Source organism: Bacillus sp. FSL K6-4563 (genome assembly GCF_038630405.1).
Taxonomy (GTDB): Bacteria; Bacillota; Bacilli; order Bacillales; family Bacillaceae; genus Bacillus; species Bacillus pumilus.
This window is the reverse complement of the sequence record NZ_CP152030.1, coordinates 3,215,994-3,231,499: the sequence shown is the minus strand read 5'-3', so window position 1 is coordinate 3,231,499 and position 15,506 is coordinate 3,215,994. Positions and strand designations below refer to the sequence as shown.

At 42.7% G+C, this 15,506-nt stretch carries 12 protein-coding genes; 10 read left to right on the top strand and 2 right to left on the bottom strand.

The genetic code is table 11. The features are described from left to right. Nucleotides 1-37 precede the first annotated feature (37 nt). The 8 genes from MHH54_RS16455 (at nucleotide 38) to MHH54_RS16420 (ending at nucleotide 11,152) form a co-directional block, all read left to right on the top strand. Nucleotides 38-1,039 (top strand): sugar-binding protein, encoded by a 1,002-nt coding sequence (locus MHH54_RS16455; protein WP_342500441.1) that lies wholly within the window; start codon nucleotides 38-40, stop codon nucleotides 1,037-1,039. Next, nucleotides 1,036-2,478, top strand: coding sequence for a histidine kinase (locus MHH54_RS16450; RefSeq protein ID WP_342500440.1), 1,443 nt, complete (start codon nucleotides 1,036-1,038; stop codon nucleotides 2,476-2,478). Before MHH54_RS16455 ends, MHH54_RS16450 begins: the two co-directional genes overlap by 4 nt. Beyond that, entirely contained in the window at nucleotides 2,472-3,890 is a 1,419-nt protein-coding gene (locus MHH54_RS16445; RefSeq protein WP_342500439.1) for a response regulator, read from the top strand. Before MHH54_RS16450 ends, MHH54_RS16445 begins: the two co-directional genes overlap by 7 nt. 101 nt (nucleotides 3,891-3,991) lie before the next feature. Continuing rightward, nucleotides 3,992-5,257 carry an ABC transporter substrate-binding protein gene (locus MHH54_RS16440; RefSeq protein ID WP_342500438.1) on the top strand — a complete coding sequence of 422 codons (1,266 nt, stop codon included), beginning with the start codon at nucleotides 3,992-3,994 and terminating at the stop codon, nucleotides 5,255-5,257. Nucleotides 5,258-5,312: 55 nt separating this feature from the next. After that, complete coding sequence (locus MHH54_RS16435; protein WP_003213194.1) at nucleotides 5,313-6,284, top strand: sugar ABC transporter permease; 972 nt, start codon at nucleotides 5,313-5,315, stop codon at nucleotides 6,282-6,284. Then, the gene (locus MHH54_RS16430; RefSeq protein ID WP_342500437.1) at nucleotides 6,281-7,102 is read left to right on the top strand and encodes a carbohydrate ABC transporter permease; all 822 of its coding nucleotides are present in this window, start codon (nucleotides 6,281-6,283) and stop codon (nucleotides 7,100-7,102) included. The genes MHH54_RS16435 and MHH54_RS16430 overlap by 4 nt, the downstream gene beginning before the upstream one ends. A gap of 146 nt (nucleotides 7,103-7,248) precedes the next feature. Next, complete coding sequence (gene manA / locus MHH54_RS16425; RefSeq protein ID WP_111911873.1) at nucleotides 7,249-8,199, top strand: mannose-6-phosphate isomerase, class I; 951 nt, start codon at nucleotides 7,249-7,251, stop codon at nucleotides 8,197-8,199. 322 nt (nucleotides 8,200-8,521) lie between these two features. Further along, nucleotides 8,522-11,152 (top strand): glucosaminidase domain-containing protein, encoded by a 2,631-nt coding sequence (locus tag MHH54_RS16420; RefSeq protein ID WP_106030114.1) that lies wholly within the window; start codon nucleotides 8,522-8,524, stop codon nucleotides 11,150-11,152. A gap of 17 nt (nucleotides 11,153-11,169) precedes the next feature. Here MHH54_RS16420 and MHH54_RS16415 read toward each other — a convergent pair whose 3' ends face one another. Together MHH54_RS16415 and MHH54_RS16410 are read right to left on the bottom strand one after the other, a co-directional pair. Next, nucleotides 11,170-12,357: a CDP-glycerol glycerophosphotransferase family protein gene (locus MHH54_RS16415; RefSeq protein ID WP_342500436.1), complete on the bottom strand. Its 1,188-nt coding sequence runs from the start codon at nucleotides 12,355-12,357 to the stop codon at nucleotides 11,170-11,172. Nucleotides 12,358-12,368: 11 nt separating this feature from the next. Then, nucleotides 12,369-13,139, bottom strand: coding sequence for a WecB/TagA/CpsF family glycosyltransferase (locus tag MHH54_RS16410; RefSeq protein ID WP_106035668.1), 771 nt, complete (start codon nucleotides 13,137-13,139; stop codon nucleotides 12,369-12,371). 371 nt (nucleotides 13,140-13,510) lie between these two features. Between MHH54_RS16410 and tagD the strand changes: the two genes are divergently transcribed. Then, the gene (tagD, locus tag MHH54_RS16405) at nucleotides 13,511-13,900 is read left to right on the top strand and encodes a glycerol-3-phosphate cytidylyltransferase (RefSeq protein WP_008343212.1); all 390 of its coding nucleotides are present in this window, start codon (nucleotides 13,511-13,513) and stop codon (nucleotides 13,898-13,900) included. A 96-nt stretch (nucleotides 13,901-13,996) separates the two neighbouring features. Next, on the top strand, nucleotides 13,997-15,463 hold the full coding sequence (locus tag MHH54_RS16400) for an alpha-glucosyltransferase N-terminal domain-containing protein (protein WP_003213045.1): 1,467 nt from the start codon (nucleotides 13,997-13,999) through the stop codon (nucleotides 15,461-15,463). Nucleotides 15,464-15,506 lie beyond the last annotated feature (43 nt).

The window sequence follows — 15,506 nt, the reverse complement described above, 5'->3', positions numbered from 1 at the left end:
TTTTTTTATGCGCAATTTTTGAAAGGGGGAGGATGTGGTGAAAGGTTCAAAGTGGATCGGGGTGAGCGCCTTTCTCACTTTTTGTGTCGTATCTGTCATTTTTTTAACATCATTAGGTCAAGATTTATTTAAAATTGAAAGCGCTTCCAAAAAAGCGTCAACAACCTATCAATATCACTTTGTCCTTGTACCGGAGGAGCTTGATAATGAATATTGGCAGCTGGTACAAAAGGGAGCTGCTGATGCGGCAGCCGCTCATCGCGTGTATTTAGAATATTTGGGTCCGAAGCAAGCCGATATAGACGACCATTTGAAAACCATTGATATGGCAATCGCAGGGCATGTCGATGGCATTATGACACAGGGTCTTGATGCGAAGAAATACAAACCGCTTTTTCAGAAGGCGAGGGATAAAGGCATTGATGTTGTCACCGTTGATACGGATGCAGAGGGGAGCAAGCGTCAAGTGTATGTAGGCACAGACAATTATTATTCTGGCTTTATCGCAGGACAGGCACTCATCGCAGATACAAAAGGCGAACAGTATGTAGGAATTGTCACAGGCAGGCTTGATGCCGTTCATCAAAAGCAGCGCGTCAAAGGGTTTCGAGATGCCGTCGCCGCTGAAAAACGCATTCATATTGCTGGAATAGAAGAATCAGCCATTACCAAATCAGGGGCCTCCGGTGCCGCGTATAAACTATTAAACGATCATGCGAAGCTTACCGCATTTTACGGTACGAGTGCATTAGATGGTGCAGGTATCATTCAAGCAACAGCGCAATATCAATCGTCCGCAGATATCTATGTACTTGCATTTGATACGTTGCCAGATACGATTCAGGCGCTCGATGATGGAGAGATTGATGCAGTCGTTGTTCAGCACCCTTATGAAATGGGCTATCAAGCAGTGGAATCGCTTGTGCGTTTGCAAAAAGGTGAAAAAGAAGAACCGCTTCAGTACACAGGAACGAGTGTGATTCGGCGCGAGGATCTGCCGCTGCAGCAAACAGACAGAAGGCAGGGGGTGCAGCCGTGAGAAGGATTCGAAGTAAGTTGCTACTGGCATTTTTAATCCTTGTGTTTGTTGGCAACGTGGCCGCTTTTTTCGTCTATTGGAGCAGCTCGAATATCACATCAGAATATAGCAGAAGCTTTCGTTCTTTTCTCCTGCTTAATGATATATCGACAGAGGCAAAAACGATGTATGAAAAGGTCAATGCGTATGCAATCGAAAAGGATCAGCAGTTTGCCAAAGAATATCTAGCTTCAAAACAAAAAATGAAATCCTACGACCAGGCATTGCGAAAAGATGCCGGGCTTCATGCGGCCATTCCTTCTATCGAAAAATACCAATATATGATGCGGACGCTCATCAATGAAAGTGATGCGACCATGACACATGTAAAAGAAGGTAAAATCAAAGAATATGCAGCAAGTGTGAAGGAAGTAAGAACCGTCTCCTCCTACATACAAGAGCAAACGATGACCCTGCTTGATGATGAATTGTCTGAGTATCAAGTACTCTATCAATCTCTGCAAAAAAGACACCAAACCTATGCGCTCTTTACCTTATGTTTGTTTACGCTGTCCATTGGTGTCGCCTTATGGATGGCGTATATGATTGCTGGCGGGATATCAAGACCGATCGTCCATCTCTCTCGAAGCGTAAAGGAAGTATCAGAAGGAAACTTTGATGGAGCGAACTTGCATGTCACCTCAAAGGATGAAATTTCTGTATTAAATGAGGCTTTTCAGCGAATGCGTCAAGAGATGAAAATGATGATTGAAGAGATGAAACAAAAGGCAGCCTTAGATCAAAAAATCAAAGACATGAAGCTGAAAACGCTGCAAAACCAAATGAACCCACATTTTTTATTTAATACATTAAACATCGTCTCACGCATGGCTTACTTAGAATCAGCGGATGCCACATCGAGGTTGATCCAATCTGTTTCCACTCTCATGCGTTATTCGCTGTCAGCTCTCAGTGCATCCGTTACGCTCGAACAAGAAGTAAAAGTGGTCAAAGAATATTTTCATATACAAGAAACGAGATTTGCCGATCGTATCACATGCAAAACGATCATAGATGAATCGTGTTTATCTGTACATATCCCAAGTCTCACCTTACAGCCGCTTGTTGAAAATGCCTTTATTCATGGCGTCGAACCAAAGGAGGAAAACGGGCTTGTCGAACTCTCGATCTATCAAGAAGGCGGCTATGTGATGATTCGGATTCGGGACAATGGGATGGGAATCAATGAACAAGAGAAAAGAAGATTGCTATCAGAAAAAGAAGAGGAAGATCCAAACATCTTGAGTAAAGGGCACTCGACAGGGATCGGACTTCGCAATGTGATGTCAAGGCTGCATTTGTTTTATGGGGTAAAAGATGCCCTGCAAATTGACTCAAAGCCAAACGAAGGCACCACCATTCAATTGGCTATTCCGATGAAGGAGGGACCATCATGCTGAACGTGCTGATTGTGGATGATGAAAAAATAGAACGGCTAGCGATGCGGAAGTTCATGACGGATTGGCTTCCAGAGTGTCATATCGCAGGAGAAGCTGAAAATGGAAAGAAAGCGGTTGAATTCGTGCGAACTGAGCCCGTTCATCTTGTGCTCATGGATATTCAGATGCCCGGAATGGATGGACTCACAGCGATCAAGCAAATCAAAGCGAGCAGTCCTCATACAAAATTTATTATGCTGACAGCCTACGATACGTTTGATTATGCCAAGCAAGCGATGCAGGAAGGGGTGAAGCAATACCTCGTCAAACCGGCTGACAAAGATGAAACCATCGCCGCCATTCGCACGGTTGCGGCAGAAATTCAGCAGGAGGCGTCTCAGCGGCAGGCGATGGCGGCCGGTCAGCAGTCAAAGTGGCTTGAAGCTCATGTCATAAACGGTCAATCCTATACCTCAACGGAGTTTCAACAACTGTTTCATGAATTCGAAGCAGGTCTTGTCATCGCTGTACAGCGGACAATCAGGGATCAGCTGTTGATTGATTTACAGACATCTTCCCTTTTTCATACGGTGCCGATTCAGGTGAGTGGTGAGCTGTTTACATGTCTTATTTATCGTCACCAAGCGCCTGGTCAGTTAAAGGCAGATGTCCTGCAGGCGATTCGAACTGCCACAACAAACGATCAGCCTTCACCTGTCGTTGGCATAGGACACCCGGTCTCAAATCCGCTTTATCTTCAGAAAAGTGCAGCAGAGGCAAAGCTTGCCTATTATCAGCGGAAAAAGAGCCCCGGCGTTGTTCGTTATGGTTTTTACCAAACAGAAGAACAGTCGCATCCATTGATCCATCTGCCTGAGCTTGCAGACGATATGATGCAGGCAATGGAAGAAGGGAGAAGAGAGGATGCGCTCGCTTTATTCGATGCCTTTGAGCTAGAGGGGGCGACCCTGTCACAACTAAAAGAGCTGCTGATTTTATTTAAATCACGGCTCCGAACAGACTGGCCAATATTAACGATCAGCACCGCTGCTGAATGCCGTCAGTGCTGTGAATATTTATTTGACGTGTACGAAGCAAGAAACCAGACTGTGAATGATATCGAGCGGGCAAAGCGCTACATCAAAACGCATTTTTGTGAACAGATCACGCTTGAGCAGACTGCCGCCTATGTTGATTTAAGTCCAACCTATTTCACAAAACGGTTTAAAGACGAGACAGGGCTGACATTTAAAGAATATGTGACCACCTGCCGGCTGGATAAAATCAAACAGCTTCTCAAAGACAGCTCGCTTAGTTTAAAAGAAATTACCTATCAGGCAGGATATACAGACCCCAATTACGTCAGCCGTGTGTTTAAGAAGATGGTGGGTTGTTCACCGAAGGAATATCGAAAACAGACCGTAAAAAAATGAAGAATTTCATAAAAAAGTGAAGAAGTTTGCCTAAAAAAAGAAAGGATCTGCCATTATACTTATTATGATAACGCTTACAAAATGAGGATGGGGGATCAATCATGAAGGTTAAATTAGGCTTTACGCTGTTAGTGCTCTGTATGCTTATCGTCACTGCCTGTAGTTCATCGACGAGCTCAGATGCGAAAAAAGAGGGCGGAGCAGAGAAGCTCGACATTTTCTCTTGGTGGACTGGAGCAGGTGAGGAGGACGGACTGAAAGCACTCATTCAATTGTTTGAAGAGAAAAATAAAGACATCCCAATTGAAAATGCAGCCGTCGCAGGTGGTGCTGGTACAAATGCAAAGGCTGTTCTGACTAGTCGGATGCAAGGAAATGACCCGCCAGCTACATTCCAAGTACATGGCGGAGCGGAGCTGAATGAGAGCTGGGTCGCAGCAGGCAAAATGGAGCCTCTGGATGATCTATATGAAAAAGAAGGCTGGAAGGACAAATTTCCAGAATCACTCATCGACCTTGTCAGCAAAGATGGGAAAATCTATTCAGTACCAGTGAATATTCACAGAGGCAATGTGCTTTGGTATAACAAGAAGGTATTTGACGATGCAGGCTTAGAGCCACCAACGACCTTTGATGAATTTTTCAAAACAGCAGATGCATTAAAGAAAAAAGGCATTACACCGCTCGCACTTGGGGATAAAGAGCCTTGGGCAGCAACACATTTGTTTGAGAGTGTGCTGCTCGGCGTTTTAGGCGCTGATGGATATCAAAAGCTTTGGGCTGGCGACATGAAAATGGATGACGCAAAAGTGAAGGAAGCGGCAGATATTTTTGGACGTATGCTTGAATACGTCAATGATGATCACAGCTCACGTAACTGGCAGGATGCCTCGCAGCTCGTAGCAAAAGGGGAAGCTGCAATGAATGTCATGGGCGACTGGGCGAAGGGGTACTTTGTGAATGATCTGGATCTGAAGGTGAATGAAGACTTTGGATACGTGGCGACTCCTGAAACAGAGGGAAGCTTTATGGTGATCACCGATACATTTGGACTGCCAAAGGGCGTGAAACAGCCAGAAAACGTGAAGAAATTCTTATCTGTCTTAGGATCTGTGGAAGGACAGGATGCATTTAATCCGCTGAAGGGATCGATTCCGGCACGTGTGGATGCAGATGTTTCTAAATATGATGAATACGGAAAATCGGCGATGAAGGCATTTAAAGAATCAAAGCTGGCGCCGTCTCTCGCGCATGGTTCAGCTGCTGAAGAAGGGTTTGTGACAAAAGCGAATCAAGCCGTCAATATCTTCGTCACACAAAAAGATAGCAGCCAGTTTGTTTCATCTTTAAAAGATTCAATGAAATAAAGACGAGGAGGCGGCGACTAAGCACCGCCTCTTTTTTAAAAAGGAGTGTAGCTTCATGCGTATGGATACATCGCCGATCACAAAAGCAACAACACCCAAAGTCAAACGCGTTCGGAGGAAATGGAGTGGGGATCAGCTATTAGCGCTTCTCTTTTTAGCCCCGTCGGCTGTGTTATTATTCATCTTTGTTTACGGTTTTATTGGCTGGACAGGGTATGTGTCATTATCAAATTGGACCTCGCTTGTTCCTGATTTCTCTTTCGCAGGGCTTCAAAACTATATGATGCTGTTTCAAGATTTCCGCTTTCAGTCAGATCTTCGGAATACGGTCTTTTTTACTCTATTTTTTATTGGAGCCGTTATTGCCTCTGGTCTTGCACTTGCGATTTTACTAGATCAGAAAATCAAGGGTGAATCTCTATTTCGGAATTTATTTTTCTTTCCAATGGCCCTTTCTTTTGTTGTGACAGGGGTCGTCTGGCAATGGATTTTAAACCCGTCCACTGGGGTGAATCTCTTTTTAAAGACGCTTGGTATTCAGCCTAAGTGGTACACGGATACGAACATTTTAGCCGGATTTGCCTGGGGGAAAATTGAGTTTGGTGTCCCTGCGGCCATGATTGCCGTCGTCATTGCAGCTGTTTGGCAGATGACTGGTTTTTCTCTAGCGATGTATTTGGCAGGTTTGAGAGGCATTCCAGAGGAAGTAAGAGAGGCTGCTAGAATGGATGGCGCAACCGAATGGCAGATTTACCGGAAGATTATTTTTCCTTTATTAAAACCGATAACTGCAAGTGTCATTATCATCATGGCTCATATTTCATTAAAGATTTTCGATTTGATTTACTCGATGACAGGACCGGGTGCAAACTTTGTCACAGATGTTCCGGGCGTATACATGTTTGAAATGACCTTTAGAGGAAACCATTATGCAGGTGGTGCCGCCATCGCGATTGTGATGCTGATCTCTGTTGCGGTCTTTATCGTGCCATATCTCCTGTCGAGCCGAAAGGGGGCGTCATCATGACAGCTAGATGGTTTGTCCGTCTAGTCCTTTATGCTTTATTGATTTTGTGCAGTCTCTTTTTTCTAATGCCAGTCTATGTCATGCTCGTCACAAGCTTGAAGCCATTAGGTGAAGTGACCCTTGAGAAAATGTGGGCGCTGCCGTCAACACTCGATTTTTCAAGCTATCAAATCGCATTTGAAAAGCTAGCGCCCAATTTAATGAATTCTCTTTATCTAGTCATTCCGGCTACCTTATTGTCAGCTGTCTTAGGGGCGATGAATGGCTATGTCTTATCAAAATGGCGTTTCAAAGGATCAGAAGTGGTCTTTACGCTGATGCTGTTTGGAATGTTTATTCCATATCAAAGTATCCTCATTCCACTCATTCAATTTTTACGTGAAGTCGGATTGTACAATTCGATTCCAGGTTTGGTGCTTGTCCATGTCGTATATGGACTCCCAATCACAACGCTCATGTTTCGAAACTTCTATGTGAGCATTCCTGATGAAATGATTGAATCGGCAAAAATGGACGGCGCAGGGTTTATCGGGATTTTCAGACATATGATTCTTCCGCTTTCGATCACAGGATTTGTTGTAGTCGCCATTTGGCAGTTCACAAATGTGTGGAATGAGTTCTTATTTGCAGTCACGATGACCACTGCGGAGCATCAGCCAGTGATGGTTGCCTTGCAAAATCTATCAGGCAGTCAAATTGTGCAATGGAACGTCCAAATGGCAGGGGCGATATTGGCCGCATTGCCGACACTTTTGGTCTATATTCTGCTCGGAAAATACTTTGTCAAAGGGCTTCTCGCAGGCTCTGTCAAAGGATGAAACAATTTTGTGTTATCGTTTTCATTTGGTGTACTGAAAGGATTGACTTCTCTTTAGATAGCGTCATAATAAAAGTTGAGACTTGCTAGTTTTCATCAAGCTTGGCAAGGATTATCAAAGGGTAGCAAAGGGAGGAGTCATCCTGAATGAAGCAGTCACCAATTTTTTTACTGCCTGAATTGAAGGAGAGAATATGGGGAGGTACAGCCTTAAGAGATCAATTTGGCTATGATATTCCTTCTGATCAAACGGGAGAATGCTGGGCAATTTCTGCTCATCCAAACGGACCAAGTGTCGTGCAAGACGGTCCATATAAAGGGAAAACGCTGATCGAACTATGGGACAATCACAGAGAATTGTTCGGGGGAATAGAAGGCGATCGATTCCCGCTGTTAACCAAAATTTTAGATGCAAACCAGGACTTATCCGTTCAAGTTCATCCAGATGATGATTATGCGGAAAGACATGAAAATGGCGAGCTTGGAAAAACAGAGTGCTGGTATATCATTGACTGCAAAGAAGGAGCAGAAATGATCTATGGGCACAATGCAAGAACAAGAACTGAGCTTGTGACCATGATGAACAGTGGAGATTGGGAAGGTCTTTTGCGTCGTGTGAAGATTAAGCCTGGTGATTTTTATTATGTGCCAAGCGGTACCATTCATGCGCTTTGCGAAGGAACGCTTGTCCTCGAAACGCAGCAAAGCTCAGATACCACCTATCGGGTATATGATTATGAACGAAAAGATCAGAATGGCAATGAACGTGAACTTCATTTTGCGCAAGCCATTGATGTCACAACGGTTCCCCATGTAGACGGTTATGCAGATGAATCAGTTGAAACACGCCGTGGGCTGACCATTCGAACGTTTGTTGAAGCAGAGTATTTCTCTGTGTATAAATGGGAAATTGATCAAGCAGTAGAACTTTCGCAAGATTATCCATTTTTGCTGTGCAGTGTGATTAGCGGGGAAGGGGCTCTAACGCATGATGGACATACATATCCACTGCCTAAAGGAGCTCATTTTATCCTGCCAGCTGAAACAGGGAGCTTCTCAATTGAAGGAACTTGTGAGCTGATTGTATCGCATATATAAAGAAAAAGAGGACTTCGAAGGGGTCCTCTCAGATTGTTGACAAGGGGCGAAAATGACCTTTATTTTTGCCCTTTGTCTTCTTTTCAGCGTGATAGAAAACCTTTGAAGTCTAGGAAGGACGAGCACCGGAGCGGAGCGAATTTGACATTCGTGAGCACCGAAGCGCAGACCTGACACCGAATGCGAGGGTTTGTCTACACGCTGAGAGGACTTCGAAGGGGTCCTCTATTTTTCTATTGCATAAATAACTTGAAAGAGTACTTGTTTTTGTCGATAAAGAGATTAGTAGACTATTATGCAAAGTAAGAGAGGGACAGTGAACGTGAAAAAAACCATCAAGATTATGTTACTCGCAGCTGCCTTTGGTATGACAATACAGACGGGCAAAGAAGCGCAAGCAGCCTCCTATGTCGATCAATCCATTTATACGATGAGCACCTCAAAAGTATTTACAACAGAGTCAGAAGTGAAAAAAGCAGTGGAAACATTGAAGAAGGACAAAAAGTGGACAGCCACTTATCAAACCTCAGGAAACACGTCGACCTATCAGCTCACTGCCTCAGGATATGAGTCACAAGCAGCAGCGAGTGCAAGTGCAGCTGCATTAAAAAAAGAGACGGGTATGAGCGGTACGGTGTCCCCAGTGGGTGACCGCCTTCCATTACAAAAGGTCGTATCTGACCCCGTCAATGATGAAGCTCAGGCGAAAAAGCTCTCACTCGAGCTAACGAAAACAACAGGGCTCGGTAGCACCTATGAAGTTATCAATCAAAGCAGACCTTCTTATCAGGTCATTTCAGGGACCATTGATTCTGAAACGAAAGTCAAAAATATTCAAACCGAATTACAAAAGCAGGCCGGTGTCACTAGTACATACCAAACTGAAAACAAAGCAGGCACTGTGTATCAGCTGATTTCAGGCGGTATCGTTGGGCAAAGTAAGGCGAATACGATCTTGCAAGGCTTTCAAAAAGAGTCTGGTTTGAAAGCGGTGCTTCAAACGGTGACAGCAGGCAAGCCATATTACATCGTCACATCAGCTGCACAAGCGAACCAGTCAAAAGCACAGACGCTTCTTACCCAGCTTCAAAGAGAAGCAAAGATCAGCGGGAAGATTCAAAAGACAGGCGCTTTAAAAAATGTGTATCGTTTGGAATCAGGCTATTTCAAAGACAACAAACAGGCATCCTCAGCTGCGGCCCAGATTAAGAAACAAACCGGCGCTACAGGGACTGTGCAGCGAGTGGGAAAAACAAAAAATTATATCGTGAAGCTCAATCAACTGAACGATACAGCATACGGAAAAACGGTGGCCTTTTTCAAGAAAAAGAAATGGCGCTACACATCGCAAAAGATCTCTTCTACACAGCCATATCAAGTAGTGACTGGAAACCTATTAGGAGATGATCAAGCGAAAAAAGCAGCAGCTTTCTTCCAAAAGAAAAAGGTATCAGCAACAACGAAAAAAACAGGTAAAGCATCTGACAGCACGTATCGACTTGTCGTCAATCAATCAGCGGAGCAAGCCAAAATAAATAAAGGTGCCGCATATTTAAAAACGCAGAAAGTGACAAGCAGCATTACAACTGGTAAGGGCCAAGCTGTCAGCAAAACGTATAGTCTCAAGACAACACCTGTATATGAGCAAAGTAAAGTCAAGCAGGCTCAAGAGATTATCAAGAAAAATGGCGTTGCCAGCAGTACAAAAACGTTGACAGAAGCGGTTAAACAATACCGGATCACGACAGTGCCGACGGTGAATCAGACTAAACTGAATCAAGCGCTAAGCTATTTAACGAAACAAAAAATGAAAGCAGCTGCTCAAAAAACAGGGACAACTGATTATGGTCAATATCAGATCAAAACAGGTGCCATCTCAACAGCTGCATTGCGCGATCAAGGCATGGCATTTTTCAAAAAACGGAATGAACCAGCTGCCTATCAAACAACAACGAAACCAACCTACAAAATCAACATTACGCAGCAATTCACAGGATTACCAACTGTAAATGCAGCGATTGCTTTTGTGAAAAGTCAATATGGCTGGACAGCTACAGCTGTAAAAATTAAAAATGGCCCAATGGTCATGCAAACGAACTACAACCTCACTGTCAATGAGATGGTGAACAAGCAAATGAAGGTGTCACCACAGACAGATGGTGCAGCCTATGTCTATGCACCATATGTTGACACGGCGACGTCAACTGTGAATACGGACGGCTTAAATGTTCGTTCGACACCTGATTCGAGCTCTGCGAGCAACATCGTGGCGCAGCTGAATAAAGGAGCAAAAGTGAAACAGCTTGGGAAAGAAGGAAACTGGATCAAGATCAGCCTTGGCTGGAGAAATGCAAGCTCAGCAGAGGTGCAAAAATATGTAGACCCAGCCAATATTGCTGAGGGCACTCAATCTTATTTTCAATTTCTGAAACTCTCTGAAGCTGCGAATCTCAATCCGGCAGAAGTGAATTCAAAGATTCTAGCAGGCAAAGGGATTCTTGCAGGTAAAGGACAAGCCTTTATTACGGCAGCGAAAACGTATCATATCAATGAAATTTATCTCATTTCTCACGCGTTGCTTGAAACAGGTAACGGAGGTTCCATTTTAGCGAATGGTACGATGTTTAATGGAAAGAAAGTATATAATATGTATGGCATTGGCGCATACGACAGCAATCCGAATTACCTCGGTGCAAAATATGCGTATGAACAGCAATGGTTCACGCCAGAGGCAGCCATTATTGGCGGGGCAAAATTCATTGGCAACAGCTATATCAATCACGCCACATACAAACAAGATACGATTTATAAAATGCGCTGGTCTAGTTCAGCGACTCATCAATATGCAACAGATATTGGCTGGGCATATAAGCAAGTCACTCGTATGTATAGCTTGTATAACTTACTTGATAACTATACGCTCTATTACGATATCCCGGTTTATAACAAATAAAAAAACGTCCGTGCTTCCTAATGAGAAGCCGGACGTTTTTTGTGTAAGAGCTGCTGTTCAATAAAGAATAAGAGCTGCTCACTGGACCTTCCCTTTGAATATTGATTCCATTCCTCGGCGAAGGTTTTGATTCGTTCTTGGTAATCTGATTCGTTTAGATGAAACAGCTCCTTCAAGAGCATGTCTCGAGTGACACAAGCCTTCCCAGGAATGATGTCCTCATACCGATCGACTAAGCCGCGTTTCTCTCGATAAGTGTCTAAGTCATAAGTGAAGAACAAAACAGGCTTTTCAAGCAGCGCATATTCAAACACGATCGACGAGTAATCTGTGATCAGGACATCGCATGCACAAAGCAATGGATAAAGCGGCTGATCGGACACATCAAATATCCATTCATCGTCTGTTTCCGCCTTCGCTAAATGTTTGACCGCAGGATGAAGCTTGACGAGCAGAATATAATCTCCGTTTAGCTCTGTTTGTAATTGCTCCTTTGAAAAAGGCAGGACAAGACCGTCCATTGCAAAGTCTCGATAGGTCGGTGCATAAAGCAGGATCTTTTTCCCTTTAGGAAAATCATTCGGCTTCAAGGAAGACGGGCGCTGGTCATAGTACACATCCGTCATCGGTACACCTGTTGGTAAAAAACGTTCATCATTCATCCCAAACGAAGACTTAAAAATCTCGCGCATATGATCTGAGCCTGTAACGATATAATCGAAAGACGCATAGACTTGTTTGAACCGTTTGATGTCACGAGGACTTCGTTCCGAATTTGAAGCATCTTCAAGACCGAATTTTTTCAACGCCCCATTGGCATGCCATACTTGAATACAGGTGGTAGAAGGACGCTTTCTGAGTACACTTGTCATGAGAAAGTAATTATCTGTCACGACAACCTTGCTTTTAAACATCGTATAAATACATTGAATGAGATGGAGAGGATTTTTTTCATGAAAATAGCGAAATGACAGATGAGACTCGTCCTTTTCTATCGCAGAAGCATGCTTCGTATAGAGGACAGTAAGCTTCATCGTCATGTTCGCCTGTTGTTGATAAGTATCAATAAGAGCAGCTGCATTCTCTTGAAATGAAACAAGCAGCGTCACCTGGTTTTCCCGTGGTTTCACGCCGCTCATCAGCCATCCAATAAAAGAAACGAAAGCTGCATAGCTTGAAATGATCATTGAGCGTATATTTATCATTGGTCAGTCTCTCACAGCTGCTTCGTCTGATCCTTTACTCGCTCAGGATAGTAACGTTTTTTCCCTTTGTTTTCTTTCAATACGGCAAAAGCGTATTTAGGAATATTCAACATTCGCTTCCATCTCCATGGATTCACAACAAGTCTGTACAGCCATTCTGTATTTGTTTTAATCATCCAGCGTGGTGCACGCTTCACCGTTCCGCTAAATACATCAAAGCTTCCGCCTAAACCGATGCAAACAGCCTGCGGGAATAAATGACGGTATTCATAAATAAAGTTCTCCTGATTTGGATAACCTAAAGCAACGAACACCATATCTGCTTTCGAGCGAGCGATTTGTTTTGCTACGAAACGTTTATCGGCTTGATAACCGTCACAGCTGCCTGCAATGACCACATTTGGATATTCCGTATCAATTCGCTGTTTAACAGCCTCAAGCACTTCTTTTTTCGCCCCATATAAAAAGATACTTTTAGACTGCTTGTTTGCTAGATCAAGCATAGACATGAAAACATCAAAGCCAGCAATTCTTGACTTCAGCGGACTTTGTGTCAAACGTGACATTAAGACGACGCCTACACCATCCGGCAGCACATAATCCGCAGAAGAGACAACTTGATGATACGTCTGATCCTTCATAACAGCATAGCCAATCTCTGGATTGACAGTCGCAATCATGGCGCCTCTTCTTTGAGAAATATGATGGTGATTCATATAGCTAATAAATTCATCTAGGTCGCCATTTACATAAGAAAGGTTAGAGACCACTTCTGTTTGCATTGTTTAGACCTCCTTTTTCATCTTGTTATCTATGAACGTTCATTGTAAATTCATTCTTCGTCTACTCATCATTTTATCACAGATGCTCCATGAAATATTAACAATAACTTTACAAACCTTTAAATTTCATGACATTTTCATCAATTCATAAGGAGGCTGCTGCGAGAAACATTGATTCTTCGGACTTTCGCTTCTGCGCCCAATAAATTGGAAATAGTTTGTCTTTACATCTGCTTAACGTTTGATGGGCGCTGTGATATAATGAGGTTCCGAAGAGCGAAAAAATACGAACGAAGATCATAGGATTACGGATAAACGTTACTGCATGAAAGCAGTTGAATAAGGAATGAAGAAAGGAGTTCATGTTTGCGATGAAGAAAGTTATTACTTACGGTACATTTGATTTATTACACTGGGGGCATATTAAGCTGCTCGAACGTGCAAAGCAGCTTGGAGATTACTTAGTGGTGGCCATTTCGACAGATGAGTTTAACTTACAAAAATCAAAAAAGGCTTATCATAGCTACGAGCATCGAAAGCTCATTCTTGAAACGATTCGTTATGTAGACGAAGTCATTCCAGAAAACAGCTGGGATCAAAAAGTCCGTGACGTGCAAGAGCACGATATTGATGTGTTTGTCATGGGAGATGACTGGGAAGGTAAATTCGATTTCTTAAAAGAGCATTGCGAAGTCGTGTACTTGAAAAGAACAGAAGGCATCTCGACAACACAAATTAAGGAAGAAATTGCTGGACTTTAATAGATCAAAAAAAGTACTTCTTATCTTTTGGTGAGAAGTGCTTTTTCATGTAAAATACAATGAGCAAGTTATCATTATTTTTAAGGAGAGCTTCCTTTGTTTCAAAATTGGATGAAGAAAAAAGTTGAACACACATTGGATCAACCTGAACAACATGAAACAATGACATCGGTTGACATGCCTGATATGGACTACTACTTTATCATGGGTGATGTACCAAAACAGGATGAGCACTTAACGAAGTCTTTAAAAGCAAGATTAAAGCCATTGGCTGACAAACATAAACGTAATGCCATTTTAACTTTGAATTATGATGCAAATGTGAAAGAACATATTCATAGCTTGGAGGAGACCCTTCTGCACCAAGTTGACATCTTGAATGTATTTGAGCACTATATTCTACCGGAAAGCGGAAGTAAAAGGCGTTACTCGGAATTTATCATCGGTACATCTTTTCAATCGATCAATGAAGCAGTGATGCCAGCAGAAGAATCAACAGTGCAGGTGACGAGATATGAACTGCCATCTTCCCCTATTTGTTATATTGATCAATATAATGAAGAGCAGGAATTAATAAAGAGGGAAGAGTACAATTGGCAGGGCGTTTTGTGCAGAGTACAAAGCTTTGTTCCTCATACAGGTGCCCTATACTTGGAAGAACTAATCAATGACGATGGCAATATCTATATGGAGATCATCTACCCTGGAGATACAAAAAAGAATCCAGTACGGCATATTAATTGGTATAAAAAAACAGGAATTCAAACTTTTACAAAGAAGACAGATATAAAGCAACGATGGTTATCTAGTATTCAAACACAAAATGACCGTTTGAAACTGATGATTACAGAAGACCGGGATCAAGACCGTCACCTGTTTAAAATCGATCAGCCCGAAACAACGTATTATGCTGCATTTGTACATGACGCACATTATGAAGAAGATCCGCATCAACTCAATTCTCAATATGAAGAATTATTTAAACAAATAAGAAAACAGCAAGTGGATGCCGTCTTCTTTGGAGATACTAAGCATAAGGTAGATGTTGAGAAGGTATTGGGAGAACAAGCCTATTTTTATCTTGTGCCTTCTGATGAAATGTCTCTTTGGAATACAGCACTTCATCATATGCTCGAAAATCGTGAGCGTAAAGATGAACTGAGAAGGATCGTGGACCGCATGAAATGGGTTTTGCGTGATCTAAGCGCTGAACATCATGTTCTTCATCTTCAGCTTGAGCTGAAGGACGAAATGAGTCATGCGGATCATGTGCAAATCGATTTCGCAGGATATGATCGAGTGAATGGAGCTGAAATCATATCTCAAACAATCGATGAAAACCATCAAGTCAGCTTCCCAATTGGGCATTTTCAAACAAAGAAAAACATTGAAACCAATCAAACAAAATACGTTGATTTTTACATTCGTTTTAAAACAGAAGAACTTCAGGAAGTTTTGCAGCGTCTAGAAGTAGAGGAAAAGCTGCTCACCAATAAACCATCGTCAATCGATGGGTGGTCGTATCAAACGAAACAAGGAAACTATTCTTGGAAAGTAAAATAATGTGACAACACAACGGTAAGATTTCTGAACAGAGGAGATTAAC

Excerpts from the sequence above, each read along its gene's own strand:
- MHH54_RS16445 (WP_342500439.1), top strand. The coding sequence starts at position 2,472 with ATGCTGAACGTGCTGATTGTGGATGATGAAAAAATAGAACGGCTAGCG.
- MHH54_RS16440 (WP_342500438.1), top strand. The coding sequence starts at position 3,992 with ATGAAGGTTAAATTAGGCTTTACGCTGTTAGTGCTCTGTATGCTTATC.
- MHH54_RS16435 (WP_003213194.1), top strand. The coding sequence starts at position 5,313 with ATGCGTATGGATACATCGCCGATCACAAAAGCAACAACACCCAAAGTC.
- MHH54_RS16430 (WP_342500437.1), top strand. The coding sequence starts at position 6,281 with ATGACAGCTAGATGGTTTGTCCGTCTAGTCCTTTATGCTTTATTGATT.
- manA (WP_111911873.1), top strand. The coding sequence starts at position 7,249 with ATGAAGCAGTCACCAATTTTTTTACTGCCTGAATTGAAGGAGAGAATA.
- MHH54_RS16415 (WP_342500436.1), bottom strand. The coding sequence starts at position 12,357 with ATGATAAATATACGCTCAATGATCATTTCAAGCTATGCAGCTTTCGTT.
- MHH54_RS16410 (WP_106035668.1), bottom strand. The coding sequence starts at position 13,139 with ATGCAAACAGAAGTGGTCTCTAACCTTTCTTATGTAAATGGCGACCTA.
- tagD (WP_008343212.1), top strand. The coding sequence starts at position 13,511 with ATGAAGAAAGTTATTACTTACGGTACATTTGATTTATTACACTGGGGG.